Here is a 24,237-nt window from a genome sequence, read left to right on the forward strand (position 1 = left end):
TGAAAAGCCGACAAATGCTACAATGGTAACAGCGCTAGTGCTTGCAATCCTGCGCGATCTTGTCCAGCGCCTGAGACAGCCCCTTGAGGGAAAAGACGTCCGTGGTTTGCGTCCCCTTGGAAGACACGCCCTTGACGGTCGCGTCCGTGCCCTTGCGCATGGCATCGATCAGCCGGTCTTCATCGGCAGCGTTCTTGATCCAAATGCCGTCGCCCTGGGCGTACATCGCGTAGCTCGCACCGGCGACCTCGAGCGTGGCTTCCGAACCCGGCTTGAGTGTATAGCCCATCGTGACCGACACTTCGTTCGTCACTTTCTCGGCCGGCCGGGTCGAAACGAAGGCGTAGGCCGGATCGCGCGGCCGATTGGGCGGATTGGTCTTTGAGGATGTCGGTTTAGCGAGAGCGAAACACACCTTCTTGCCACTAGACGACGCGGTATACGCACCCCACGCGCCAAACTGTCCGAGCAGCGCTGGCTCCGAACTGCCGGCTGTCGGTGCGCTGAATGCGGGAGCAAGGCCGAGCCCACCTGCGAGCAGACTTCCCACCAGAACTGTCAGCAATTGCCGCATAGACATCATCAAATCTCGTCCTTCATCATTTGTGACTGGAAGATGGCTTGACGTGCGCGGTTCACACATCATCGGGAATAACTGGAAACGCCTGATTTGTGAAGGCGGTCCATCCTTGCGGCTTGCGTCACGATTCGCAAGCTCTCCGCCTCGCCTCGTTGGGCTGCAACAATAAAGTCGCGCACGGCCGCATGAGGGAATCAGGCATTCATAGCGACCGCGACGAAAGCGTCGCCTTCGCAATGAAGCGCAGCATTGTTCAAGGCGGTTACGCCACTTCGTTCTTTATTCCGCGCTTCAATGCCGCGCGCGCGGCCTCACGATGCTCTGGCGTGATATGCGCAGCCACAATCCTGATCGCCGTCGCAAGTACCGCGGCATCGTCGGTGAAGCCGAGCACCGGCAACATGTCGGGAACAAAATCGAGCGGCAGGACGAAGTAAGCGATGGCGCCGAGCAGGGACGCCTGCACATGACGCGGCGTCTGCTTGTCGAACGCGCAATAGTAGGCGGCCAACAGGTCTTCGGCGAACGGCACATGAGCCACGACGCGCTTCAGCTTGCTCCAGAACCGCCGGCGCACGCTGTCGCGATCCTGCGCCAGCCGATCGGCTGGCTCAAATCCCACACTGTGTTTCGATGCCATCATCCGGGTTCCTGAACGTCATGGCGCGGTTCGCAAAATCGCCACCTACCACGTGGGAACTCTGTTTCACCGTTGCAAGATCGGCATTGGTCCGTTCATGCCCCCTGGAGTTGTTTTGCGATCGCGTTCATCGCCTCCGCGAGCTTGATGTCGCGCTCGGTGACGCCGCCGGCGTCGTGGGTCGCGAGCACGACCTCCACCGTCTTGTAGACATTACGCCACTCCGGATGGTGATCGCTCTTTTCGGCAACCAGCGCGACACGCGTCATGAAACCGAACGCCTCGTTGAAATCCCGGAACGTGAAGGTACGCGTAATGGCCTCGCGGCCCGCGACCCGCGACCAACCCGACAGCTCATTGAGCGCTGTTCTTTGTTCTTCCTCCGACAGCCGCTTGGCCATTTTTGTCTCCTTTTTGCGATTGGAACATTCGCTCGCTTCACATTGATCCGTTTTTCGGGCGAAGCGGTATCTGCCACGCGCAAAAACTACATAAAATGTTGCTTCCTGGCTGAAACGAGCATATAAGAGTTATTCACAATGTATCTTATAGAAGAGCGTTCTGGATTTCGGCCTCGCCGGGAAATCTCGCCTTGGAACGACCGGAAGGCATAGGATCCGGTCCTATATCGTCGTCGTCCCGTACCGGGTCGGCCAGCGTTCCTGCTGGCAGGGTGACATGATCATCTTGGCTGCGGTCTTTATTTATGTATACGACCTATATCAGGCATGGGTATTCGCGGAATTGCGCTTACGTCAGGTTCCGCGAATGCCCATCGCGCTACTATCCTGCCTTCGCGGAGTCTTGGAGATGACCTTCGTTGTCACCGAAAATTGTATCAAATGCAAATACATGGATTGTGTAGAGGTATGTCCGGTCGACTGCTTCTACGAAGGCGACAATATGCTCGTCATCAATCCTGATGAGTGCATCGACTGCGGCGTGTGCGAGCCTGAATGTCCGGCCGAAGCCATCAAGCCTGACTCCGAGCCGGACCTTGAAAACTGGCTCAAGCTGAACGCCGAATATGCTGCGGTCTGGCCCAACATTACGATCAAGCGCGATGCTCCCGCCGACGCGAAATCTTTTGACGGCGTTGCGGACAAGCTGGAGCAGTATTTTTCGGCAAATCCCGGTCAGGGCGACTGAGCGAGGGTGCTTGCGGTCAAGAACATCAACGTGAAGCGAGCCTATGAGGCTCCCGATACGGATGATGGCACGCGGATACTGGTTGATCGTTTATGGCCCAGGGGCCTCCGAAAGACCGACGCCGCTATCGACCGGTGGATAAAAGGCATCGCGCCCAGCACCGATCTGCGCAAATGGTTCGGGCATGATCCCGCCCGCTGGCAGGAATTTCGGCGGCGATACGCGGATGAGATACAGAGACACCCGGAAGAGTTCGACGAACTGCGCACCTGCGCGCGGGCCGGCCGGATAACGCTTGTCTTTGCGGCCCACGATGAAACACGCAACAATGCGGTGGTCTTGAGAGACGTTCTTCTCGGCCGCATCAGTTCAAGCCTTCCCTCTTGATGCAATCTGACGCGTCTTTACGCGAACGTTCCATCCTCGGCTCAAGCCCTACGGACATGCTTCGCTCGAAAACGCCATAGCCATTCCACCGCACAATCATTCACAGTTTGATCGCTCACATCGGGCACCATCAATCGCTACCCTCCGCGGTCGAACGACGCAGTCCCCGCTCGACAATGCGGGCAAGGCGCTTGGAGAACTCAAGTGCATCACTGGGGCGGTCTCCGTCGAGAACGCGCGCGTCGTCGAGCAGCATTCGCGCGGTGTCCTCCTTGAACTCGCTATCACTTTCCCCGAGCCCCGCCAGCGAAGCGATTAGCGGATGACGCGGATTCACCTCGAGCACCGGCTTGGATATGCCGGCCAATTGTCCAACACCGACGAGAATTTTTTCTAGTTGCCGATCATAACCTGACTCGGACGCGACAAGGCAGACCGGGCTGTCGGTGAGACGCTCGGACGAGCGCACGTCGGACACCAGATCCGCGAGCGTTGTCTTGAGGAAAGAGACAAACTCCGTAACGCTCGCGCTGACATCCTGCGAAGACTCAGTGCTCGCGTCGAGGCGCTGGATCGCGGCAAGATCCGCCGCTCCCTGCGTCACGGATTTGAACGGCTTTCCCTCGAAGCTCGGTCCGGACGTGACCCAGAAGCTGTCGACCGGATCGGACAGCAGCAGAACCTCCACGCCGCGGGCGCGAAAGCCCTCCAGATGGGGCGACGCCTCGAGAAGCGCGGCATCCTGCCCAGCGAGATAGTAGATCGAGGTCTGATTTTCCTTCAGCGCGCCTACATAGTCCTTGAGGCTTCGCAACGATCCGGCCGTGGTCTTGAAGCGGGAGAGCCCCAGGATGGTGTCGCGCCGGTCGGCGGCATCGTAGATGCCTTCCTTGAACATCGGACCGAAGGCCTCCCAGATTTTCCCGTAGGCCTGCGCGTCTTTGTCGGCAAGCTTCTCCAGCTCGCTGAGGATACGGCCGGTAATGCTTTTCTTGATTGCGGCCAGGATCGGGCTTTCCTGAATCATTTCGCGCGAGATATTGAGCGGAAGGTCCGCCGAGTCGACGACACCGCGCACGAACCGCAGATAGCGGGGCAGCAGATCGGCATCCTCGGTGATAAAAACGCGCCTCACATAAAGTTTGACTTGGTGCTTCTTGTCCGGCTCGAACAGATCGAAAGGCCGGTTTTGCGGTACGAACAGGAGCGCCGTGAACTCCTGTCGTCCCTCGGCGCGGAAATGCACCGTCAGCGCGGGTTCGTCGAATTGGCCTGCGACGCTACGGTAGAAATCGGCGTATTCGGAAACGCTGATCTCGCCGCGCGGCTTGGTCCAGAGCGCCGCTCCATCGGCTATCTCGGTCGGAGCGGCGCCGGGCTTCTCGACAAGTGCGATCGGGACCGGCACATGACCCGATTGCTCCTTGATCATTTGTTCAAGCTTCAACCGATCAGTATATCCCGTGGTGTCTTCGGTAAGATGAAGCGTCACGCGGGTTCCTCTCGATGGGGCTTCGCTTTCATCCACAGGCGTAACCGTGAATGTGCCTTTCCCATCCGATGACCAGCGCCATGCCTCTTTGGCGCCCGCACGCCGTGAGCTCACATCGACCTGATCCGCCACCATGAAGGCCGAGTAGAAGCCGACCCCGAACTGACCGATCAGAGTGACGCCGTCACCCGACTCCGCGGCCTGAGCTTGCTCAATGAAAGCCTTAGTGCCCGACCGGGCGATCGTTCCGAGGGCGTCGACCATCTCGTCCCGGCTCATGCCGATACCGTTGTCCTCGACCGTCAGTTGACGCCGTTCCGCATCAATGGTTATGCAAATCTGTGGCCTGGTCTCGTCCGCCAGCAATGTGGGATCGCTGATCGCTTCATAACGCAGACGCTCGCAAGCGTCGGCCGCGTTCGAAATCAACTCCCGCAAGAACACGTCTTTGTCGGAATAAACCGAGTGCACCATCATCTGGAGCAGCTTGGCCACATCCGCTTCAAACACCCGGCTTTCGGCCGCACCATCCTTGTCGATTGTCGAAGTCATATTGTTTACCCTCGATCAACTTGACGCAAAAATCAGCGTGATTCAGAAACTTGAAATTGTTGTTTCCGCGGATCCGGTCAAGCGAAGTTCTGAACCACTCACACGATAAGATGCTGGTGTCTCTTTGAGACTGAAGTTCACATCATAGGTTTGCAAAGGATACGCGAATAACCGAAACCGGGGATGATATAGAAAAAATGCGGGCGTCATTCCAGTGCGTCGCGCCTAGCCCTTAGCCTCGGCCTGTCAGCCGAACGGGAAGGGTCAGGGGCTCGATCGAACCTCCCGTCGATCGTCAAACCAGAACAGAACTATGCCTCGGAACGTCAGTTTAGAACAAACCTAATTTTGTTCTGTAGTAAAGCGAGGTCGGCTTCGCTAAACAATTTTCGCCTACCTGAGGGGCACCGCCCGCTCCTCTTGGATTTGCGGAATTCTGGCCCGGCGACGAGATAAATGGACAATCCGGATCGATTGACTGTCGAGGGCAACGAACTCTGGCAGCGAAAGAAGCGTCGCGCTTTCTTTATTAATCAGCTCTATCAGTGGCATTGGATCAGTTCAGGCCTCTGTTGGATCGGTATGTTGCTGTTCGCCCTGACCGGAATTACGCTGAACAACGCCGGTCAAATCGAATCCAAGCCCGCGGTTGCGATGCGTCAGGCACAACTGCCACAAGCGCTGATCGCCGACCTGACGTCTGATCCAGGCCAAACCAAGGCAGCTCTGCCGCCGAGTATCAGCGAGTGGTTGCGGCGCGAGGTCAACGTCAACACCGCCGGACGCGACACTGAATGGTCGCCTGATGAGGTTTATGTCGCCCTGCCTCAGCCTGGCGGCGACGCATGGCTCAGCATCCAGCGCGACAGTGGTGCGGTGTCGTATGAGGTCACCAGCCGCGGCTGGATCGCCTATCTCAATGATTTGCACAAGGGTCGCCACACCGGCAAGGCGTGGAGCTGGTTCATCGACGTGTTTGCCGCCGCCGCGATCATTTTCTGTCTCACCGGCCTGTTGCTTCTGCAGCTTCATGCCAAACGACGCCCGGCCACCTGGCCCGTCGTGACCATGGGACTGATTATTCCGACCCTGCTCGTTGTTCTTCTCATTCATGGCTAGAAGGTAAACAATGCGTCTCCTGATTTCCGCCGCACTCTCAACCCTTGCCGCAGGTTCGTCGCTGGCCTCCGAGGCGACGATCAGCATAGATATTCCCAAGCTCGCCGTCACCGAGTACCACAAGCCTTACGTCGCCATGTGGGTGGAACAGGCCGACGGCGGCAAGATCACCAATCTTGCTGTGTGGTACGAGGTCAACCACAAAAAAAACGAAGGTACGAAGTACCTCAAGGACATGCGGCAGTGGTGGCGCCGCTCGGGCCGCGAACTGACGATGCCCGTCGATGGATTGTCCAGTCCAACCCGCGCGCCCGGTACCCATCAGATCAAGTTTGATAGCGCCGGCAAGCCGCTCGAAGGACTGACCCCCGGCAAATACCAGCTCGTCATCGAGGCCGCTCGCGAAGTCGGCGGCCGTGAGTTGCTAAAAATCCCATTCGAATGGCCGCCGAAAGCCACGACAACCGGCGAAGCCAAGGGTGAACGTGAGCTTGGCACGGTCACATTGAAATTGACCCCATAGAGCTTTCGCTTCTGATGAATCAGAAACGGAATTCTCAATTCGATCTGACGCGTTTTCTTCACGAGAACCGGTATTCACGTCGTTCGAAAACGCTCTGATCCGCGCCCACGAAGACGCCGTGCATTTGTCGCTTTCACAGCTTTCATGGAAAGGATTTCGCCATGACCAACCACCTCAAGCTCGCATTGATCGCTGCGGCGGTCTCGCTGCTTGCTCCGCCCGCGCAGGCTCACCGCCCCTGGCTGTTGCCATCGGCAACCGTGCTGTCCGGCTCTGACCTCTGGGTCACGGTCGATGGCGCTATCTCCAACGACCTCTTCTATTTTGAGCATAACCCGTTGCCGCTCGACAACCTGACGATCGAGGGCCCCGACGGCAAAGCCGTCGCGCCGGAGAATCTGACTAAAGGCCACTTCCGCAACACCTTCGATTTCAAACTGGCGCAACCCGGCACCTACAAAATGATCCTGACCAACCAGGGTCTATTCGCCAGCTATAAACTGGACGGAGAGAACAAGCGCTGGCGCGGCAAGCCTGACGAACTAGCCAAGGCCATTCCAGCCAAGGCGACCGACGTGAAGGTCACGGAAAACCGCAGCCGAATCGAATCCTTCGTTACATCGGGGAAGCCCTCAGTTGACACACTGAAACCAACCGGCGTCGGACTCGAGATGATCCCGGTGACGCACCCGAACAGTCTGATGGTGGGAGAGAAGGCGACGTTCCGCCTCGTAATGGACGGCCAGCCCGCCACTGGTGTCGCGGTGGAAATCGTTCCCGGCGGAATCCGCTATCGCGATACGCTGAACGAGAGCAAGGCAACGACCGACGAAACCGGCACCTTCAGCATCACCTTCCCGGATCCCGGTTTCTACTGGATGAAAGCATCAGTGCAAGACGACAAGAGCAAGATCAAGGACGCGCAGCGCCGCAGCACTTACATCACCACGGTCGAAGTACTGCCGCAGTAACCACGCCAATGACGGTGTCGATCACGCGGCGTGTGGCTATCCCGACAATCCCGGAGATGCCGCACGCTGCACCTGCGGGCCAGCGCATCCGAGAGCTGGCCGGCTCGACCATGGGCACCACCTGGTCGGTCAAGTTTGTTGGCTCGTCGACCAGCGTGCAAACGGTGCATCGGATGATTCCGCTGGCCCTCGAGCGCGTGATCGCGCAGATGAGCCCGTGGGAAAGCCAATCCGACATCAGCCGGTTTAACCGCTTGGCGCTGAACCAATGGCAGGATCTGCCACTGGAATTCAGCCGCGTCATGGCGAGCGCGCTGCGCATCGCGGCAGAATCCGGCGGCGCCTACGATCCCACCATGGGAGCGCTGGTCGATCTTTGGGGGTTTGGCCCGAGCGGCTCGCGCGTCTCGCCGCCACCGCCGGATGAGGTTGCTCGACGCCACCGAGAATGCGGATGGCAACAGCTTGACCTCGATACCAGCGCCCGACGCCTGCGGCGATCCAATTGCGGACCGCTTGATCTCTGTGGCATCGCCAAAGGATTTGCGGTCGATCTGGTGGCGGAAACGTTGGGCGAGCTTGGAATTCACAACGCATTGGTGGAGATCGGCGGCGAATTGCGGGGCCACGGCGTCAAACCGGACGGCAGCCCGTGGTGGGTCGAGATCGACCGACCGGAGCGGTCGAAGACCGATGTCGCCGCCGAACCGATTCTGGTCGCATTGCACCAGCTTGCGATCGCGACGTCCGGATGCGAACGCGGTTTCACACGCGGCGCGGACCACTTCTCCCACACCCTGGATCCGCGAACCGGATGGCCGATCGCTAACGGCATGATGACTGCGACGGTCCTGCATCGCTCGTGCATGGAAGCGGATGGCTACGCCACGGCGCTGATGGTGCTTGGACCGGACGACGGTGTCGATTTCGCCGTCAAGAACGAGCTTGCGGCGCTTGTCCTCTTTAGGCACGGCGATGCCGTCACTGAACTGACCACACCGGCTCTCGATGCCATGCTGGCGTAATCGTCAGATCGCCGCCTTTGTTGACGAACCTGGAATACAAACGTGGTCATACTTCACGAACACGGAGTAGTGGCATGTCGCGCGGATAAGAATTCCGATTTCGAATTTCGTTCGGCAGGTCCGCTTTATGTCGGACCAGCTATGCCGACGTGGCGAGCTTCGGCATGCTGGTGATGGTCCTGATCGTGCGCACGCTTTGAGTAGCGCGTTCCGGCCCCGAGCTATCCACGTTTACGGAATACGCCGGAAGCTCGTCCACCAACGCAATGGCCTCCCGCAGAACATCGACACCGGCATCGGCCTTCACAGCGTTCTCGGCAAGATAGCGTCGAAACGCTCGCCCCCCTGGCACGCCATGAAACGCGCCGACAAGATGCCGGGTGATGGAATGCAACCGCGCGCCGCCTGCCAGTTGATCTTCGATGTAGGGTATCATGGCCTCCAGCGCACGCTTCATCGTCGCGTGTGGAGCTGCCTCGCTGAAGAGCTCGGTATCGACTTTCAGCAGAAGCCACGGCTCGTGATAGGCGGCGCGCCCCAGCATAACGCCATCGGCATGCGCCAGATGTTGTTTGGCTTCCGAGATCCCGCCGATGCCACCGTTGACAATGATAGGCAGGTCGGGAAGCGAGGCCTTCAACCGGTACACCCTGTCATAATCCAGCGGCGGGATATCGCGGTTTTCCTTCGGAGATAATCCCTGAAGCCAGGCTTTCCGCGCGTGGACGATCAGCGCATCGACGCCGGCGTCGTTGACCTTGCGCGCGAATGTGTCAAGGCCTGTCTCCGAATCCTGATTGTCGATTCCGATTCGGCACTTCACGGTGACCGGAATAGACACCGCGCGTTTCATGGCGTTGACAGTCTCGGCAACGACGTCCGGCTCAGCCATCAAACAAGCTCCGAACCGGCCGTCCTTCACCCGGTCTGACGGGCAGCCGACATTCAGATTGATTTCGTCATAACCGAAATCCTCGCCGATCTTTGCTGAGGTAGCGAGATCAACTGGGTTCGAGCCGCCAAGCTGGAGTGCGACAGGATGTTCGACGTCGCTGAACCCAAGCAACCGATCGCGCGCACCATGAATCACCGCGCCGGTCGTGAGCATTTCGGTGTAGAGCCGCGCCTTGCGCGCGAGCAGGCGATGAAACACGCGGCAATGCCGATCGGTCCACTCCATCATCGGGGCGACACTAAATATGGATTCATATTTTCTTGCGGGTTTTTCCATTCTAACCAATATCTTACGGGCGCGGATGAAGAGGCGCCACCCTCGGTGGACTGAACACACTCCGCACTGGGCGATGCGATCGACAAGTACATCGCCATGTCGCGGAAGGAAATCGGTAAAACGAAAACTCGGGTGCTGCGGTCGACCAGGACCTACCGCATTGCGAACATGGATTGCACCGACATCACCGCAACATCCCTATGGATGTTGCATCGCGGGGCCATCGTGACACTGACAGGTCGCCGCAGACATCGCCTTGAAGTATGTAGCGCCGCGCAGTTGCGCGGCCGTCATCACGAACCATCGCCGCCAAGATGACGGATCGTCGCATGGATTCTCTGGTGATCTTTCGAATATGATCGGAGAGCCGGGAGGCGTCCGGCTAGGGGCTGCCGGTCCATCCCCCCAGTGTTGGTACCGGGCCGGCAGTCCCGATCAGACAGGCTCTCTCTCAGAGCAACGATCCAACAGGCGCCAAACGCCATCTGAACGACGAAGGCGGCGAAACGAGCGCTCACCGCCACAACGTACCCAGCACAGGTTTTCTATTTCTTCGTCGGCTTGCGCTGAACAGGAGGAAGCGCATAGTTCGCGACTAGGAGCATTGTATGGAGCTGATCCCGAACGGCTTCGATATCATCGAGGCCGCTCGCCGCCTTTATCATTTTTTTGATAGAGACCAGTGCGTGGTGTTCGTTCATCAAGCCCTCATATCCGCTGAGCAACGACTGCCGATCCGTGGAGGATGCGGCTCCATCAGACCGGCAGTCCAGTGAAGGTCGTACCGCATTCGGTACTCTGACCATATCCGAAAGCGTCATCCGCTCCTTACTTTTTTCCAATCCGACTAACGTCATCATGAGCGGCGGCTATCCCGCGCGATTGACCGGCAGATTCCGAAGCAAAAGAAAGCAATGTCCTCGCGATCTGGTGGCCGAACAGCCGTGGTTTGTTGAGTGACTGAAACAGCCTCAGATCGATAGCGAGGGCGAGAGGAAACCGCGTCTCAAGCTTCAACGTCGACCCTTACAGATCGAGGTTGTTGGTTTTTCCAAACGAGGTAAGCTCCGACCGATTGCAATCTCATAAACGGGGCAACCAATGGATGAGGTATTGAGCGAGCGCTATCGATTATTGTTCTTGGCTTATGAGGCCGGTGGCCAAGGCATAACGACCGCACTTAAGCAGAGAATATATGAGAATCTTGGAGTTTTGAGATTTGATGCAGCGCTTTGCCTTCTGACACTTTTCGACCAGATGATCATCCGGCCCTATCTCGGCCGAATTGAAAGCGCGGCGCCGATATTTGGGAACCCGCTTCCCTTGCCTAATTATCCCCATGCATTCCCTCTTCATGCGGACGCTGTGTTCGCAGGTCTCGATCGAGTTTTATCTCAAATGAGCGAGACGAGAAAAGAAGCTCAAAGCTCTTCCCACGAGGTAATCCAAGCTATCGAGGCGGTTTGGCCCTCGCTAGCTGAAATGTTCGGTTGGGCGTGATCCATGAGCGGATTTGACCCACGACCCGCAATCGCCGCTTTGGAAGCGGTATCGGACACTCGATTTGGTGCGACTCCTGAAGCACAGGCGACCTATCTGAATGAGTTGAAAGCGCGAATTAGCGGGCGTTCGCCTGATGACAAGAAGGAAGCGACAAAGCTAGCTGTGGAAACAGCAAAGATGCTGATCACAGTGGGCATAGCAGTTCTCGTAGCTGCCGGAACTATGTTGCAGTTTGCGCGCAGTGGCGGACTCGGCTGGCAATCACCAACCATTATCTGCTTTGGTGTTGCCGTAGCATTCCTAATCGCGAGCATGACAAGCGGGTTCAGCGCTATCAGTACGGTTTACAAACAAGCTGACGGTCGGAATGGCATGGTTGGCGATCCGTGGTCCACGGTGCCCATTGTAGGCAAGCTAAATTTGCAATCAGGGTTCGGGATGATCGCTATCGTTGCATTGCTATTAGGTCTTTATCTATGGGCAGAATCTGAACAGACAACTATAACCGCAGTCACCGTAACGATACCTGCGACCTCTCACTTGTCCGCTGCACATGGACCTTTGACAATCAGCGGCTCCTGGACCGAGTTGCGACTTCAGACATCGGGCAATCAAGAATTAAGATTGCCTCCTGGGTCGGCACCCATAAGCATTGCCTGTAAGTGACTGCGTTCTGTCCGCCTTCTCGTGCGGCCGGGCTGGAGAAAGCGGCGGAACGCGGGGCACGTTTCGCCAATAGTCCTGCCACGGATAAAGACGCCAGGAACCGTTCCGGTTGCAAGGAGCATTGGTTTAGAAACGCCAACGGGTGTTTGAAACGCTAAAGAGATTCCAGATCCAGATGGAACGAGCACTTAACCAAATCGTTGCACAACTCTGCTACATAAAAAGGGTACTCGGGTAATATTTCGTGAGTCATTCATCGACTTCATCGCTATTGTTCTGCCACGTTTGCCTTTTGAAGTAACAATCGAGTCGATCCGAAAGGAAGAATGCTATGCGGAACTCAGATATCGTTTGGAACTCAGAGATCGTTGAAGATCAAACGAAGCTATTTCTGAGCAAGTTGCAGAGCTTCGAGAAGTTCTCGGACCACGAAGTTTCATTCGGTGTGATGTGCGCCGTTGAAGATTGGTTGACCACTTTGCAAGGTGTGGAACGTAGCCACGCGGTGGAATGCCTGCACGAACTTGCCGAACGCATCCATAGCCCGAGTCAGTCATCTGAGATCGGGTGAAGCGGACCGCGAACATGTTCGCGAGTTGGCAGCACGGACGAACCAGGGCACTAAAGAGTGAATGGGTTAACTGCCGTATCGGCCTCACCGTGTTCACGGGAATCGCCCTTCAACGAAGTTGGGACGCTGGCAAGCAGATTACGTTGTCAGGCGCTGCGGTATAGGTAGGGTGATTCACGGCGCCTACCCTGATAGCACGTGAACGGCGCGAGCAGAGAGCAGTACGTCGCGCGCCATTTAAAGTGCCGATGATCCCTTGGCGGTTCACCATACTTTTAGCAAGACCGCACTCGCGAACTCACCGCTGTCAGTACTGCTTCCACTACATCGAGATGCCCTTAGCTCACGCCATTGCTCGGCATCTCGTCTCGTAGCATTGCGCCGGCGCAATCGACTGCTTCGCGCGCGCACTTTCGAATTTGTCCCGAGACTTATTTGTACACGGGAACTTCTCCCTTGATCGCCTCTTCCATGTGCGCGACCGCTTCGCGCCAATACGATACAACAGCGCTCCAATCCACATCCCTGCGAAGTTCTGCAAAATCCTTCTCGTCATAAGTCACGTATTTATCGACGATTTCGCGAAGTCTGTTACGGCTAATGGACGTTCCGCCGCCGTTTGCGTAGGCATGCAGGTCATGAATTGCAGCGAGTATGTCGTCAGTGAGCAATGCGGCTGCGAAAACCATTTCAAAGTCCATTTCTCAATCTCCACGGAAAAATGCAAACGAATGACGCTACCAAAAATTCACGAGATGCAATATTTTGCATCAGAATCTAGGTTTTTCATACACTTAGCAGGCGAGTACAAGGCGACGGATCGTGGCGCGTCTATGAAATCGCGCTACCGCTAGACACGATTCAGCTTTAGGGACCGTCTCGACGGGCGGTGGCTCGCAGCGAAAGTCTATCTATCAAGAATCGGCCGAAGGCTTGCCGGTGCGTCGTGAGTCGGTCGATATAGATCGGTTTGGACGACGCCTTATGAAGAGATAAGTTAGTTTGTGAATGAGCGAACGATCACGCTAAGCGGACCGCGCTAAGTTTATCCATTTAGACTGGCATCAATAGGAAAAAGGACAATGATCGGATCATTGATGATGTGCGTGAGCGTGGTGATTTTGCTTGTGGGCATGATTGCTGGCATCGCAATGGGGATCCAGCAGAACTTCGTCCTTGCGCCGGCTCATGCTCACCTCAACCTAGTCGGCGGCGTCCTGCTGTTTCTGTTCGGCCTTTACTACCGGTTGATTCCGGCCGCAGGCAGAACAACGCTGGCCCGGATTCAGGGCTGGCTTCACATTCTCGGCGGCATTCTGCTTCCAGCCGGAATAGCCCTCGTGATTGTGGGGGGCACGGCCTATAAAGCGGCGCCCATCGCTGGTTCGCTGGTCATGGTGTTGGCTATGGCGCTGTTTGTGGTTGTCGTATTCCGCAACCGGACGGCCTGATCGATCATCGTTCCCATGAACCGATTGCTTCTAGCCAACCTCGCCTTGGCGCGATCAACGGGTGAGCTATGGGAATGCACCGGATAATGCAGAGGACCGATCCCTCCTATACCCCGCTGCAATACGGAGTACACTTAGAGCCACAAAGAAATCGGGGGATGTGGCGCCTGTGCAGCAAGAAAATCACAAGGCGTCGCTGAAGATAGCGTACGTCTCGCTGCATTGTCTTGTGCATTCAGATCGTCAGGTCTCGCCGTATGCACTCAATCCTTCGTCCTCATACGAGGTTTCCCGCGTTTAGGATTCCTCACTGCGCACGGAGCGCGCGCACGTCCTAACCGCCGGGAGAGAGACGGCCGGGACCATCTCTCTCCCTATATATGCGCGTTCGGCGCAGCCGATCGTCCGCGGCCCGCGCGTTAACGCATCAGCCTCGCCGCCTCCACCATGTTGACGAGCGCCGGCCTGACCTCTTCCCACTTGCGGGTCTTCAACCCGCAATCCGGATTGATCCAGATCTGCCTGTCCGAAAGGCGCTGGCGTGCAAGTTTGAGCAGGCCGGTCATCTCATCAACCGCTGGCACCCGCGGTGAGTGGATGTCGTAGACGCCGGGGCCGATCTCGTTCGGATACTTGTAGGTCTTGAAGGCGTCGAGCAGCTCCATCTTGGATCGCGATGTCTCGATCGAGATGACATCAGCATCCATCGTCGCGATCGCGTCGATGATGTCGTTGAACTCCGAGTAGCACATGTGCGTGTGAACCTGCGTTGCGTCGGCGACGCCGCTCGCGCACAGACGGAAACATTCGACCGCCCAGTCGAGATACGTCTTCCATTCGGACTGGCGTAGCGGCAGTCCTTCGCGCAGCGCGGCCTCGTCGATCTGGATCATCGACGCTCCGGCTGCCTCCAGGTCCGCGACCTCGTCGCGGATAGCAAGTGCAATCTGCCGGCAGGCGAGACTACGCGGCACGTCATCGCGCACGAACGACCAGTTGAGAATGGTGACGGGACCGGTGAGCATGCCCTTCATCGGCTTCGACGTCAGGGACTGCGCGTATTTCCACCAGCCGACGGTCATCGGCTTGGGCCGGGACACGTCGCCGAACAAAATCGGCGGACGAACGCAGCGCGAGCCGTAGCTCTGCACCCAGCCGTACCTGGTGAAAGCGAATCCGGACAGCTGCTCGCCGAAATACTGCACCATGTCGTTGCGCTCGAACTCGCCGTGCACGAGCACGTCAAGGCCGATGTCTTCCTGCCAGCGGATAGTTCGTGCCGTCTCCTCCCGCAGAAAGGTCTCGTAGTCGGCGTCGCTCAAAGCCCCCTTGGCGTGCGCCGAACGCGCCTTTCGAACCTCGGCGGTCTGTGGGAACGAACCGATCGTGGTGGTCGGGAACGACGGCAGGCCGAAGCGTTCACGCTGCAACTTCGCGCGATCTGCAAACACGCGCTTGCGCCGTGCCATGTCCGAGGTGACGGCTGCGATCCGCGCCAAGACTTTCGCGTCGTGGACCTTCGGCGACATTTTGCGGGCCGCCGCGGCCTTCGCGGATGCGTCCACCGCATCGGCAACCGACGCGCGACCTCTGGCCAGGGCTTCACCCAGCGTCGCCAGTTCACCCATCTTTTGCACCGAAAACGCGAGCCAGCTCTTCAACTCGGCATCGAGATCGGCTTCCAGCGCCACGTCGATCGGCACATGCAGGAGCGAGCAGGACGGCGCGATCTGTACGCAATCGGTGCCTCGTTTGGCGACCACGGATTCCAGACGGTCGAGCAATGCGGGGAGATTAGCGCGCCAGATATTGCGGCCGTCGATCACGCCGAGGGACAAGACCAGATCCTGTCTCGCCTTTGCCGCCACGGTGTCGAGTTGTTCCGGAGCGCGAACGAGGTCGAGGTGGAGGCCCGCGACCGGCAGCGACAATGCAGTATCGAGGTTATCGCCGAGACCGCCAAAATAGGTCGCCAGCATGATCTTCAGCTTCGGCAGCGCGCTCGCGAGCTGTTCGTATGTCACGCGCAACGCCTTGCGGGTCGCATCGTCGAGATCGAGAACGAGACAGGGTTCGTCGAGTTGCACCCATGCGGCGCCCTCCGCGGCAAGGCGCTTGAGCAGATCGATATAGACCGGCAGCAGGCCGGAGAGCAGCGACAGCGGATCGAGATTCGCGTCCTTGCTCTTGCCGAGCTTCAGATAAGTGACGGGACCGAGCAGCACCGGCCTTGTCTGATAGCCAAGCGCCCTGGCCTCGCGATATTCGTCAACGGCCTTGAGCGAAGAGAGTTCAAAACGTTGGCCGCTGGTGAATTCAGGGACCATGTAGTGGTAGTTGGTGTCGAACCACTTGGTCATCTCCTGCGCCGGCGCACCATGCGCGTGACCGTCGCCATGATGGCCATGCGCGCAGCTCGAATCGTGATCTTCGCCTTGCGCACCGCGCGCCATCGCGAAGTAGGTTGCAAGCGGCACCGGCCCGCTTTTCCATCCGTAGATATCCGGGATCGCGCCGACCATCACGCTGGTGTCGAGCACATGATCGTAGAGCGTGAAATCGTTCGACGGGATGACGGTGACGCCGAGCGACTTCTGTCGCGCCCAGTTCGCGGCCCGCGACCCGGCTGCCGCTTCATGCAACGCGGATTCGTCGGACTTGCCCGACCAGTAGCTTTCAAGCGCGATTTTCAGTTCACGGCGCGGACCGATGCGCGGCGTGCCGAGCGTAGCAACAGGAAGAGAGGAAACTGACACGGCTTACCCCATATGTTGGGGGCTGGGCCTTAGCGACGCGGCATGGGATTCATGGCGAGCTCGCCATGAAAACCGCAAGCGCACCACCGGGACACCCCGCCCGAGGACGACTATGTTGTCGGGGCAGGTCTCCTGGCTCGCGGGTCTCAGCTTTGGTCCGGCCTTCCCGGGATTGCTCCCAGTGACACTGATGGACCACGGCTCACCGCTTACAGTTGCGGGGGCAGCGCCGGTTTTGTCCGAAGACGCACCGGCTTCCCTCTTAGCTCCGGGCTTGAATTGTCCCGGAGAACCTCGACGCCAACCTATGGGCCACCGTCCACGGGCCGTCAACCGGCACCGCGCATCTTATGTCGGGTCCGAATCCTCGCCGTGCCGGTAGAATTGCGTCCCGATCACGATCGGTGACCGGCCCTGATCCCGGCGGTGCTGATTGGTATCGCGCAGCGAATAGACGCAGCCGCAATACTCCTGCTGATAGAATTGCTCGCGCTTGCTGATATCGATCATTCGCTGCGCACCGCCGCCCTTGCGCCAGTTGAAATCCCAATATGACAGGCCGTCATAACGCCCGGCCGCGCGGTGGCCGCAGTCATTGATCTGCGCCATGTTCTTCCACCGGGAGATGCCGAGCGATGACGTCATCACCGGAAAGCCATGCTCATGCGCATGGAGCGCGGTGCGCTCGAAGCGCATGTCGAAGCACATGGTGCAGCGCGCGCCGCGTTCAGGTTCCCACTCCATCCCTTTGGCGCGGGCAAACCAGTTGTCCTTATCGTAATCGGCATCGACGAACGGCACGCCATGCTTCTCCGCGAAGCGGACATTCTCATCCTTGCGCAGCAGGTATTCCTTCAGGGGATGGATGTTCGGATTGTAAAAAAAGATCGTGTAGTCGATCCCCGAGGCGAGCATCGCTTCCATCACTTCGCCCGAGCAGGGCGCGCAACAGGAATGCAGCAACACCTTCTTTTGCCCGTTCGGGGGCGTCAGGTTCGGTCGGACAAGTTCGGTCACGGCGGACTCGGCGGTTGAGCCGCGAGACAAACGCCGCGGCATATCTGCGCAGATAATGGTCTGTATGATCGAAGCGTCAAGAGTTGGACAGAGCGATGGTTGCACAGCGTTTTTCGCCGAACTGTGAATTACGAGAATTGTGAAGCCGGAGTCGAAACGATCTGTTGACTCGGAATTTGGTGCGGCTACTAGATATGGTGGTCACGGTCTCTCGAGTCGCAACACCGAGAGCTAAAGAGGGAAGCCGGTAGTGCCGGCGCTGCCCCCGCAACTGTTAAGCGGCGAGCCGAAGTCCATTGAGTGTCACTGGGATCGCAAGGCCCTGGGAAGACCGGACGGACGCTGAGACCCCGCAAGCCAGGAAACCTGCCGTGACAGCCGAAACGTTCCCTGGGCGGGGTGTCCCAGCGGGCCGCTTGACGGGAATCGCGGCATCCGCCGTGAGATTTCCTGCGCGCGTCTCCGCCTGACCCCGGCTCGCAACAAAAACTGGGGTCTTGAGCCGATGTCTCTCGCAACCGAAGCTGCGCGTGCTGTGCGTCCGTCTTTGCCTGCTGCGGCTGCGATGCCGCCCAGCGAACCCGCGTATCAGGTCATTCGGCGCAACGGTTCGGTCTCGCCGTTCGATTCATCGAAGATCGCCGTCGCGCTGACCAAGGCGTTTCTTGCGGTCGAGGGCACCAGCGCCGCCGCCTCGCGCAGGGTCCATGACATCGTCACTGAGCTGACCGATCAGATCGTCGCCAGCCTGTCGCGGCGGTCCGACGCCGGCCGCACCTTCCACATCGAGGACGTCCAGGATCAGGTCGAACTCGCGCTGATGCGGAGCGAGCACCACAAGGTCGCGCGCGCCTATGTGCTCTATCGCGAGGAGCGCGCTCGCGAACGGGCGAAGGCGCAAGGGTCGAAGGCAAAGAAGGGCATCCAGGCAGTGGTGACGCCAGTGCTGCGGATGAAGTTGGCTGATGGATCGATGGTACCCATCGATACCAAACGCCTCGCCGCCGTGGTGGAGGAGGCCTGCGCAGGGCTCGAGGATGTCTCCTCCTCCGCGATTCTGACTGAAACCCATCGCAACCTTTATGACGGCATCAGCGTGGACGAACTGGCGCTGGCGACGATCCTTGCCGCCCGCACGCTGGTCGAAACCGATCCCGATTACGCCAAGGCCAGCGCCCGGCTGCTGCTCGACAAGCTGCGCCGCGAGGCCTTGAGCTTTGTCTCGGGGCGGTCCGAGCAGGCCACGCAAGCCGAGATGACAGAGCGCTACGCGGATTACTTCCGCGCCTATGTGCGAACGGGCATCGACAACGAACTGCTCGATCCGGAGATCGGCCGTTTCGACCTCGACCGGCTTGCGGCGGCACTGAAGCCCGAACGCGATCTGCGATTCGACTATCTCGGACTCCAGACGCTCTACGATCGTTACTTCCTGCACGTCCGCGGTGTGCGTTTCGAGCTACCCCAGGCGTTCTTCATGCGCGTTGCCTGCGGCCTCGCGCTGCGCGAGATCGATCGTGAGGAGAAGGCGATCGCGTTCTACGACCTGCTCTCATCGTTCGACTTCATGGCCTCGACGCCGACGCTGTTCAATGCCGGCACGCTGCGCCCGCAGCTCTCGTCCTGCTTTCTCACGACTGTCGCCGACGACCTCGACGGCATTTTCAAGGCGATCAAGGACAATGCGTTGCTTTCCAAGTATGCGGGCGGTCTCGGCAACGACTGGACGCGCGTGCGCGGGCTCGGCGCCCATATCAAGGGCACCAACGGCGAAAGCCAGGGGGTGGTGCCGTTCCTGAAGGTCGCGAACGATACCGCGATCGCCGTCAACCAGGGCGGCAAGCGCAAGGGCGCGGTGTGCGCTTATCTCGAAACCTGGCACATCGACATCGAGGAATTTCTCGACCTGAGAAAGAACACCGGCGACGACCGTCGCCGCACCCATGACATGAATACGGCGAACTGGGTGCCGGACCTCTTCATGCAGCGCGTCGAAGAAGATGGCATCTGGACGCTGTTCTCACCCGACGAGACGCCGGACCTGCACGATCTCGCCGGCAAGGTCTTCGCTGAACGCTACGCTCACTATGAAAAGAAGGCTGCCGGCGGCGAGCTACGGGTGACGAAGCAGGTCCGCGCCGTCGACCTGTGGCGGCGTATGCTGACCATGCTGTTCGAGACCGGGCATCCCTGGATCACCTTCAAAGACCCTTGCAACCTGCGCTCGCCTCAGCAGCATTGCGGCGTCGTGCATTCCTCAAACCTCTGCACCGAGATCACGCTCAACACCTCAAAAACGGAGATCGCGGTTTGCAATCTCGGCTCGGTCAATCTCGTCAACCACTTGCACAACGACAAGCTCGACCACGAGCACCTCGCGCGCACGGTCAAGATTGCGATGCGCATGCTCGACAACGTGCTGGACGTGAATTTCTACACCATTCCGGAGGCGCGAACCTCGAACCTGCGGCACAGGCCGGTCGGGCTCGGCGTCATGGGCTTTCAGGATACGCTCAACATCCTGCGCATACCTTATGCGTCGGACGACGCCGTGGCCTTCGCAGACGAGAGCATGGAAGCGATCGCCTACTACGCGATCTCTGGGTCGGTCGATCTCGCGGCGGAGCGCGGCCGCTATCCCTCCTATCAGGGATCGCTGTGGTCGAAGGGCATCCTGCCGCTCGATTCCCTCACGCTGGTCGATGAAGCGCGCGGCGCGGCGGTCGAAATCGACCGTTCCAGCCGTCTCGACTGGGACTCGCTGCGCGAGAGTGTCATGACCATCGGGATGCGCAATTCGAACTGCATGGCGATCGCGCCGACCGCGACGATCTCCAACATCTGCGGAGTGTCGCAGTCGATCGAGCCCGCCTATCAGAACCTCTACGTCAAGTCCAACATGTCCGGCGACTTCACGGTGGTGAACGCACATCTCGTGCGCGATCTCAAGGCACGCGGCCTATGGGATGAGGTGATGATCTCGGATCTCAAATATTTCGACGGCAGCGTCGGTCAGATCGATCGCGTTCCCGATGATCTCAAGGCACTCTATGCCACCGCCTTCGAGATTGACTCAGACTGGCTGATCGACGCGGCGTCGCGCCGGCAGAAGTGGATCGACCAGGCGCAGTCGCTCAATCTCTACATTGCCAATCCGAGCGGCAAAAAGCTCGACGCGCTCTATCGCCATGCCTGGAAACGCGGTCTGAAGACGACCTATTACCTGCGCTCGCGGTCGGCGACGCATGTCGAGAAATCCACCCTCAAGGGCACCGACGGCAAGCTCAACGCCGTGTCCGCGGCCGTTTCCGCCGCAGCACAGGACGGACATGCGAATGGACAAAATCGCTCCGACGACGCTGAAGGCTGGAAAGCCTGCCGCATCGAGGATCCCACCTGCGAGGCGTGTCAGTAGGTCTCACTTCGTGCCCGCGGTCGCTTGCACAAAGAAGAAACAATCAGGAACACCCCCATGCTCGATTGGTCCGACACCTCTTCTCCCGCACTGGCACGATCCGCTCCGCCGCAGACGCTCGCGCAGAACGACGTGGCGTCTGATCCATCGCCTTGCGTGACAATGACCGACACCTCCGTCGATGCCACCGGCCTCGGCGAAATCGATCGCGGCGCTGCGCGGGTGCGCGTCGACGACAAACGGATGATCAACGCCCGCGCCGACGTGAACCAGCTCCTGCCGCTGAAGTACCGTTGGGCCTGGGAGAAGTATCTCTCCGGCTGCAATAATCACTGGATGCCGACCGAAGTGTCGATGCAGGCCGACATCGCATTGTGGAAATCGAAGGACGGCCTCACCGATGACGAGCGGCGCATGATCAAGCGCAACCTGGGCTTCTTCGCGGCGTCGGAGTCGCTGGTCGCCAACAACATCGTTCTGGCGATCTACCGCCATCTCACCAATCCCGAATGCCGACAATATCTTCTTCGTCAAGCCTTCGAGGAAGCCGTCCACACTCACACCTTCCAGTACATCGTCGAAAGCCTTGGTCTCGATGAGGGCGAATTGTTCAACATGTATCGCGAGGTGCCCTCTATCACCGACAAGGCGGCCTGGGCGCTCAAACACACACAGCATCTCGACGACCCCGGCTTCAAGACCGGCACGCCGGAAGCGGATCAAGCGTTCCTGCGTGACCTCGTCGCATTCTACGTCGTGTTCGAAGGGATGTGGTTCTATACGGGCTTCGTGCAGATCCTCTCGCTCGGCCGACGCAACAAGATGGTGGGCATCGCCGAGCAGTATCAATACATCCTGCGCGACGAGTCGATCCACCTGAACTTCGGCATCGACATCATCAACCAGATCAAGATTGAGAACCCTCACCTCTGGACCAAGCCGTTCCAGGAAGAGGTGCGCGCCATGCTGAAGAATGCCGCCGAGCTCGAGGCCGCGTATGGGCGGGACACCATGCCACGCGGGTTCCTTGGCCTGAATGCAGCGCTGTGCGAAACCTACATGCACGTCATCGCCAACCGGCGATGCGCTCAGCTCGGGCTCGCGCCGGTGTTTCCCGAGGCTGACAATCCCTTTCCGTGGATGAGCGAGGCGATGGATCTCAAGAAGGAGAAAAACTTTTTTGAGACCCGCGTCATCGAATACCAGAATGGCGGCGCACTTGCGTGGGATTAACAGGACCCAGAATGCCGACCAAATAAACTGGAAGCACCGCGCCTGGCTTAAGCCGCCACCATGGCCTCCCTCCTAGGAAACGGCCGAAAGCTCATCAGGATCAGCATAGCCATCAGGCCCATGCCCCACGAGCCGACATACATCAGCGCGTAGCTGCCGAAATGGTCGTAGATCAGCCCGCCCAGCACCGGGCCGGTCGACATGCCAAGGCTGCCGGCCATCGCGGTGCCGCCGATGATCGTGCCCATCATCTTCAACGGGAAATTCTCCCGGATGATCACGGCATAGAGCGGCATCGTTCCGGCGTAAAGGAGGCCGACGACCACTGCCACGGCGTAGAAGCCGCCGAGCTGGTTGACGAAAGCATAGGCGAGTACGCCGAAGGCCTGCGCCATCAGTCCGACCACCAGAACGCGTTGCGCACCGAGCCGGTCTCCCGCAAGGCCGAACCCGATACGACCGAACATGCCGGCTAACCCCTCGATGCTGTAGATCGACACCGCAGCAATCATCGGTATGCCGCACGTCACCGCATAGCTCACCGTATGAAAGATCGGGCCTGAGTGAGTGGCGCAGCAGAAGAAGTTCGCCAGCATCAAAATGATGAACTGCGGTGAACTCACCGCTTGCCGGACGGCCATGTCCGATTGCGACTCACTCATCGTCATCCCGGCCGGTCCGCCCTCCAACGCCGGTGGCCGACGCACGAGCAGTGCGGCAGGAATCATCAGCACTGCGGTGAGAGCAGCGATGATCAGCATCGATGTCCGCCAGTCGTGGATCGTGACCAGCCAGGCTGCAAGCGGCGCCATGGTCATCGGCGCCATGCCCATGCCGGCGGAGACCAGCGAGACGGCAAGACCGCGCTGCGTATCGAACCAGCCGGTCACGCAGGCCATCATCGGCGCAAGGATGGCGGCGGTTGACGCGCCTATCAAAAGACCAAATTGAAATTGAAACGCGATCAGCGATTCCGCCCGGCTGGCGAGCGCCAGGCTCGCCGCCAGCGCGACCGACCCCGTGAGCACCACCGGGCGTGGGCCGAACCGGTCGGAGAGGTTGCCCCACACCATGCTGGCCGCCGCCATGGCGAGGAAGCCGATCGTCATCGCCGTGGATATGCCGGTGACGGACCAGCCGGTGTCCTGCGACATCGGCCGCAGGAAGACCGGCAACGAAAACATGGCGCCGATCGCGACGCAGCCCAAGAGGCCGCCCGCCGCAACGATCACCCAGCGATAGTCATGATTCATGGTCCTTGCCCGACGCCCCTGCTCCATCGGGCGGCCTGCCCGCCCGATGTCCCAAGGACGCATCAGCACGGTCGGTGCCGACAGCCGCCTGCTTTTTATTCCTGGTGTTAGAGCCCCGCGCCTGATGGAATCAGACGCGGGGTTCTATGATTTGTTTGACGCGTTTCTTTACGCGAACCGTTATCTGTCCTCGGGTCAAGCCCGAGAGCATGCTTCGCTCGAAACGCTATAGGCATGCGATCAGCCTTGCAGCGGTTTCCAGCCAGCCGATGGAATGACGTTGATCATCCAGGGGATGCCGAACTTGTCGGTCAGCGTGCCGAAGCCGGGCGACCAGAAGGTTTCGGCGAACGGCATGCCTGCTTTGCCGCCTTGAGAGAGTTGATCGAACCAGCGCCGGGCCTCGGCCATGTCATTTGTGTGCAGGGTCACATCGAAGCCGTTCTTGGGTTTGTCGATGTTAGATGCCCATCCGACGTCCATGTCGGCGCCCATCAGCGCCTGATCGCCGACATCGAGCCAGCAATGCATCAGCCAGGTTTTGTACTTCTCGTCCGTGATCGGCATGCCCGGAGGCGCGTCGCCATAGGGTATGGCCGCCTTGATCGTCCCGCCGAGAACTTTGGCGTAGAACTCGAATGCCTCGCGGCACTGGCCCCGGAAGCTAAGGCTGGTCACGATCTTCATGTTGGCTCCTTCTGAC

22 protein-coding genes, 1 pseudogene and 2 riboswitches are annotated in these 24,237 nt (G+C 59.1%); of the genes and pseudogenes, 12 read left to right on the forward strand and 11 right to left on the reverse strand.

The window, feature by feature from the left end:
• Positions 1–34: 34 nt before the first annotated feature.
• The 3 genes and pseudogenes from ACM561_RS16510 to ACM561_RS16520 all read right to left on the reverse strand — a co-directional run.
• Positions 35–583 carry an invasion associated locus B family protein gene (locus tag ACM561_RS16510; protein ID WP_425906468.1) on the reverse strand — a complete coding sequence of 183 codons (549 nt, stop codon included), beginning with the start codon at positions 581–583 and terminating at the stop codon, positions 35–37.
• Positions 584–842: 259 nt separating this feature from the next.
• The gene (locus tag ACM561_RS16515) at positions 843–1,220 is read right to left on the reverse strand and encodes a YkvA family protein (RefSeq protein WP_079448138.1); all 378 of its coding nucleotides are present in this window, start codon (positions 1,218–1,220) and stop codon (positions 843–845) included.
• Positions 1,221–1,315: 95 nt separating this feature from the next.
• Positions 1,316–1,630, reverse strand: a pseudogene (locus ACM561_RS16520) (4a-hydroxytetrahydrobiopterin dehydratase); the annotation flags it as partial.
• A 400-nt stretch (positions 1,631–2,030) separates the two neighbouring features.
• Between ACM561_RS16520 and fdxA the strand changes: the two are divergent.
• Positions 2,031–2,369 carry a ferredoxin FdxA gene (gene fdxA, locus ACM561_RS16525; protein WP_079448139.1) on the forward strand — a complete coding sequence of 113 codons (339 nt, stop codon included), beginning with the start codon at positions 2,031–2,033 and terminating at the stop codon, positions 2,367–2,369.
• 6 nt (positions 2,370–2,375) lie between these two features.
• Positions 2,376–2,756, forward strand: a complete 381-nt coding sequence (locus tag ACM561_RS16530; protein WP_425906470.1) for a DUF488 domain-containing protein — start codon at positions 2,376–2,378, stop codon at positions 2,754–2,756.
• Positions 2,757–2,886: 130 nt separating this feature from the next.
• Here ACM561_RS16530 and htpG read toward each other — a convergent pair whose 3' ends face one another.
• The gene (gene htpG / locus ACM561_RS16535; RefSeq protein WP_425906472.1) at positions 2,887–4,800 is read right to left on the reverse strand and encodes a molecular chaperone HtpG; all 1,914 of its coding nucleotides are present in this window, start codon (positions 4,798–4,800) and stop codon (positions 2,887–2,889) included.
• A 456-nt stretch (positions 4,801–5,256) separates the two neighbouring features.
• Between htpG and ACM561_RS16540 the strand changes: the two genes are divergently transcribed.
• The 4 genes from ACM561_RS16540 to ACM561_RS16555 all read left to right on the forward strand — a co-directional run bounded on the left by ACM561_RS16540 (position 5,257) and on the right by ACM561_RS16555 (position 8,438).
• Positions 5,257–5,919: a PepSY-associated TM helix domain-containing protein gene (locus tag ACM561_RS16540; protein WP_425906474.1), complete on the forward strand. Its 663-nt coding sequence runs from the start codon at positions 5,257–5,259 to the stop codon at positions 5,917–5,919.
• A gap of 10 nt (positions 5,920–5,929) precedes the next feature.
• Positions 5,930–6,442, forward strand: a complete 513-nt coding sequence (locus tag ACM561_RS16545; protein ID WP_425906476.1) for a DUF2271 domain-containing protein — start codon at positions 5,930–5,932, stop codon at positions 6,440–6,442.
• 161 nt (positions 6,443–6,603) lie between these two features.
• On the forward strand, positions 6,604–7,413 hold the full coding sequence (locus ACM561_RS16550) for a DUF4198 domain-containing protein (protein WP_425906478.1): 810 nt from the start codon (positions 6,604–6,606) through the stop codon (positions 7,411–7,413).
• A gap of 8 nt (positions 7,414–7,421) precedes the next feature.
• Positions 7,422–8,438: an FAD:protein FMN transferase gene (locus tag ACM561_RS16555; protein ID WP_425906480.1), complete on the forward strand. Its 1,017-nt coding sequence runs from the start codon at positions 7,422–7,424 to the stop codon at positions 8,436–8,438.
• 139 nt (positions 8,439–8,577) lie between these two features.
• Here ACM561_RS16555 and dusA read toward each other — a convergent pair whose 3' ends face one another.
• Together dusA and ACM561_RS16565 are read right to left on the reverse strand one after the other, a co-directional pair.
• Entirely contained in the window at positions 8,578–9,669 is a 1,092-nt protein-coding gene (gene dusA, locus ACM561_RS16560) for a tRNA dihydrouridine(20/20a) synthase DusA (protein WP_425906482.1), read from the reverse strand.
• Positions 9,670–10,214: 545 nt separating this feature from the next.
• Entirely contained in the window at positions 10,215–10,529 is a 315-nt protein-coding gene (locus ACM561_RS16565) for a hypothetical protein (RefSeq protein WP_425906484.1), read from the reverse strand.
• Between the two features lie 241 nt (positions 10,530–10,770).
• On the opposite strand from ACM561_RS16565, the gene ACM561_RS16570 reads away from it, so the two are divergent.
• The 3 genes from ACM561_RS16570 (at position 10,771) to ACM561_RS16580 (ending at position 12,409) form a co-directional block, all read left to right on the forward strand.
• The gene (locus ACM561_RS16570) at positions 10,771–11,169 is read left to right on the forward strand and encodes a hypothetical protein (RefSeq protein ID WP_425906486.1); all 399 of its coding nucleotides are present in this window, start codon (positions 10,771–10,773) and stop codon (positions 11,167–11,169) included.
• A 3-nt stretch (positions 11,170–11,172) separates the two neighbouring features.
• Positions 11,173–11,838, forward strand: a complete 666-nt coding sequence (locus ACM561_RS16575) for a hypothetical protein (RefSeq protein WP_425906488.1) — start codon at positions 11,173–11,175, stop codon at positions 11,836–11,838.
• Positions 11,839–12,169: 331 nt separating this feature from the next.
• Positions 12,170–12,409 carry a hypothetical protein gene (locus ACM561_RS16580; protein ID WP_079448080.1) on the forward strand — a complete coding sequence of 80 codons (240 nt, stop codon included), beginning with the start codon at positions 12,170–12,172 and terminating at the stop codon, positions 12,407–12,409.
• 431 nt (positions 12,410–12,840) lie between these two features.
• Here the strand turns inward: ACM561_RS16580 and ACM561_RS16585 are convergent, their stop codons facing one another.
• Positions 12,841–13,110, reverse strand: coding sequence for a hypothetical protein (locus ACM561_RS16585; protein ID WP_079448081.1), 270 nt, complete (start codon positions 13,108–13,110; stop codon positions 12,841–12,843).
• Between the two features lie 381 nt (positions 13,111–13,491).
• On the opposite strand from ACM561_RS16585, the gene ACM561_RS16590 reads away from it, so the two are divergent.
• Complete coding sequence (locus ACM561_RS16590; RefSeq protein WP_425906490.1) at positions 13,492–13,860, forward strand: hypothetical protein; 369 nt, start codon at positions 13,492–13,494, stop codon at positions 13,858–13,860.
• Positions 13,861–14,279: 419 nt separating this feature from the next.
• Here ACM561_RS16590 and metE read toward each other — a convergent pair whose 3' ends face one another.
• On the reverse strand, positions 14,280–16,616 hold the full coding sequence (gene metE / locus ACM561_RS16595) for a 5-methyltetrahydropteroyltriglutamate--homocysteine S-methyltransferase (protein WP_425906492.1): 2,337 nt from the start codon (positions 16,614–16,616) through the stop codon (positions 14,280–14,282).
• A 105-nt stretch (positions 16,617–16,721) separates the two neighbouring features.
• Positions 16,722–16,928: riboswitch (cobalamin riboswitch) on the reverse strand.
• A 36-nt stretch (positions 16,929–16,964) separates the two neighbouring features.
• Complete coding sequence (locus ACM561_RS16600) at positions 16,965–17,633, reverse strand: epoxyqueuosine reductase QueH (protein ID WP_425906493.1); 669 nt, start codon at positions 17,631–17,633, stop codon at positions 16,965–16,967.
• 187 nt (positions 17,634–17,820) lie between these two features.
• Positions 17,821–18,021: riboswitch (cobalamin riboswitch) on the forward strand.
• Positions 18,022–18,138: 117 nt separating this feature from the next.
• Here ACM561_RS16600 and ACM561_RS16605 point away from each other — a divergent pair.
• Positions 18,139–21,048 (forward strand): ribonucleoside-diphosphate reductase subunit alpha, encoded by a 2,910-nt coding sequence (locus tag ACM561_RS16605; RefSeq protein WP_425906495.1) that lies wholly within the window; start codon positions 18,139–18,141, stop codon positions 21,046–21,048.
• A gap of 57 nt (positions 21,049–21,105) precedes the next feature.
• On the forward strand, positions 21,106–22,281 hold the full coding sequence (locus ACM561_RS16610; protein WP_425906497.1) for a ribonucleotide-diphosphate reductase subunit beta: 1,176 nt from the start codon (positions 21,106–21,108) through the stop codon (positions 22,279–22,281).
• Between the two features lie 47 nt (positions 22,282–22,328).
• Here the strand turns inward: ACM561_RS16610 and ACM561_RS16615 are convergent, their stop codons facing one another.
• Together ACM561_RS16615 and ACM561_RS16620 are read right to left on the reverse strand one after the other, a co-directional pair.
• Positions 22,329–23,534, reverse strand: a complete 1,206-nt coding sequence (locus tag ACM561_RS16615) for an MFS transporter (RefSeq protein WP_425906499.1) — start codon at positions 23,532–23,534, stop codon at positions 22,329–22,331.
• 240 nt (positions 23,535–23,774) lie between these two features.
• Complete coding sequence (locus tag ACM561_RS16620; RefSeq protein ID WP_425906501.1) at positions 23,775–24,221, reverse strand: VOC family protein; 447 nt, start codon at positions 24,219–24,221, stop codon at positions 23,775–23,777.
• Positions 24,222–24,237 lie beyond the last annotated feature (16 nt).

This window comes from Nitrobacter sp. TKz-YC02 (assembly GCF_049852135.1).
Taxonomy (GTDB): Bacteria; Pseudomonadota; Alphaproteobacteria; order Rhizobiales; family Xanthobacteraceae; genus Nitrobacter; species Nitrobacter vulgaris.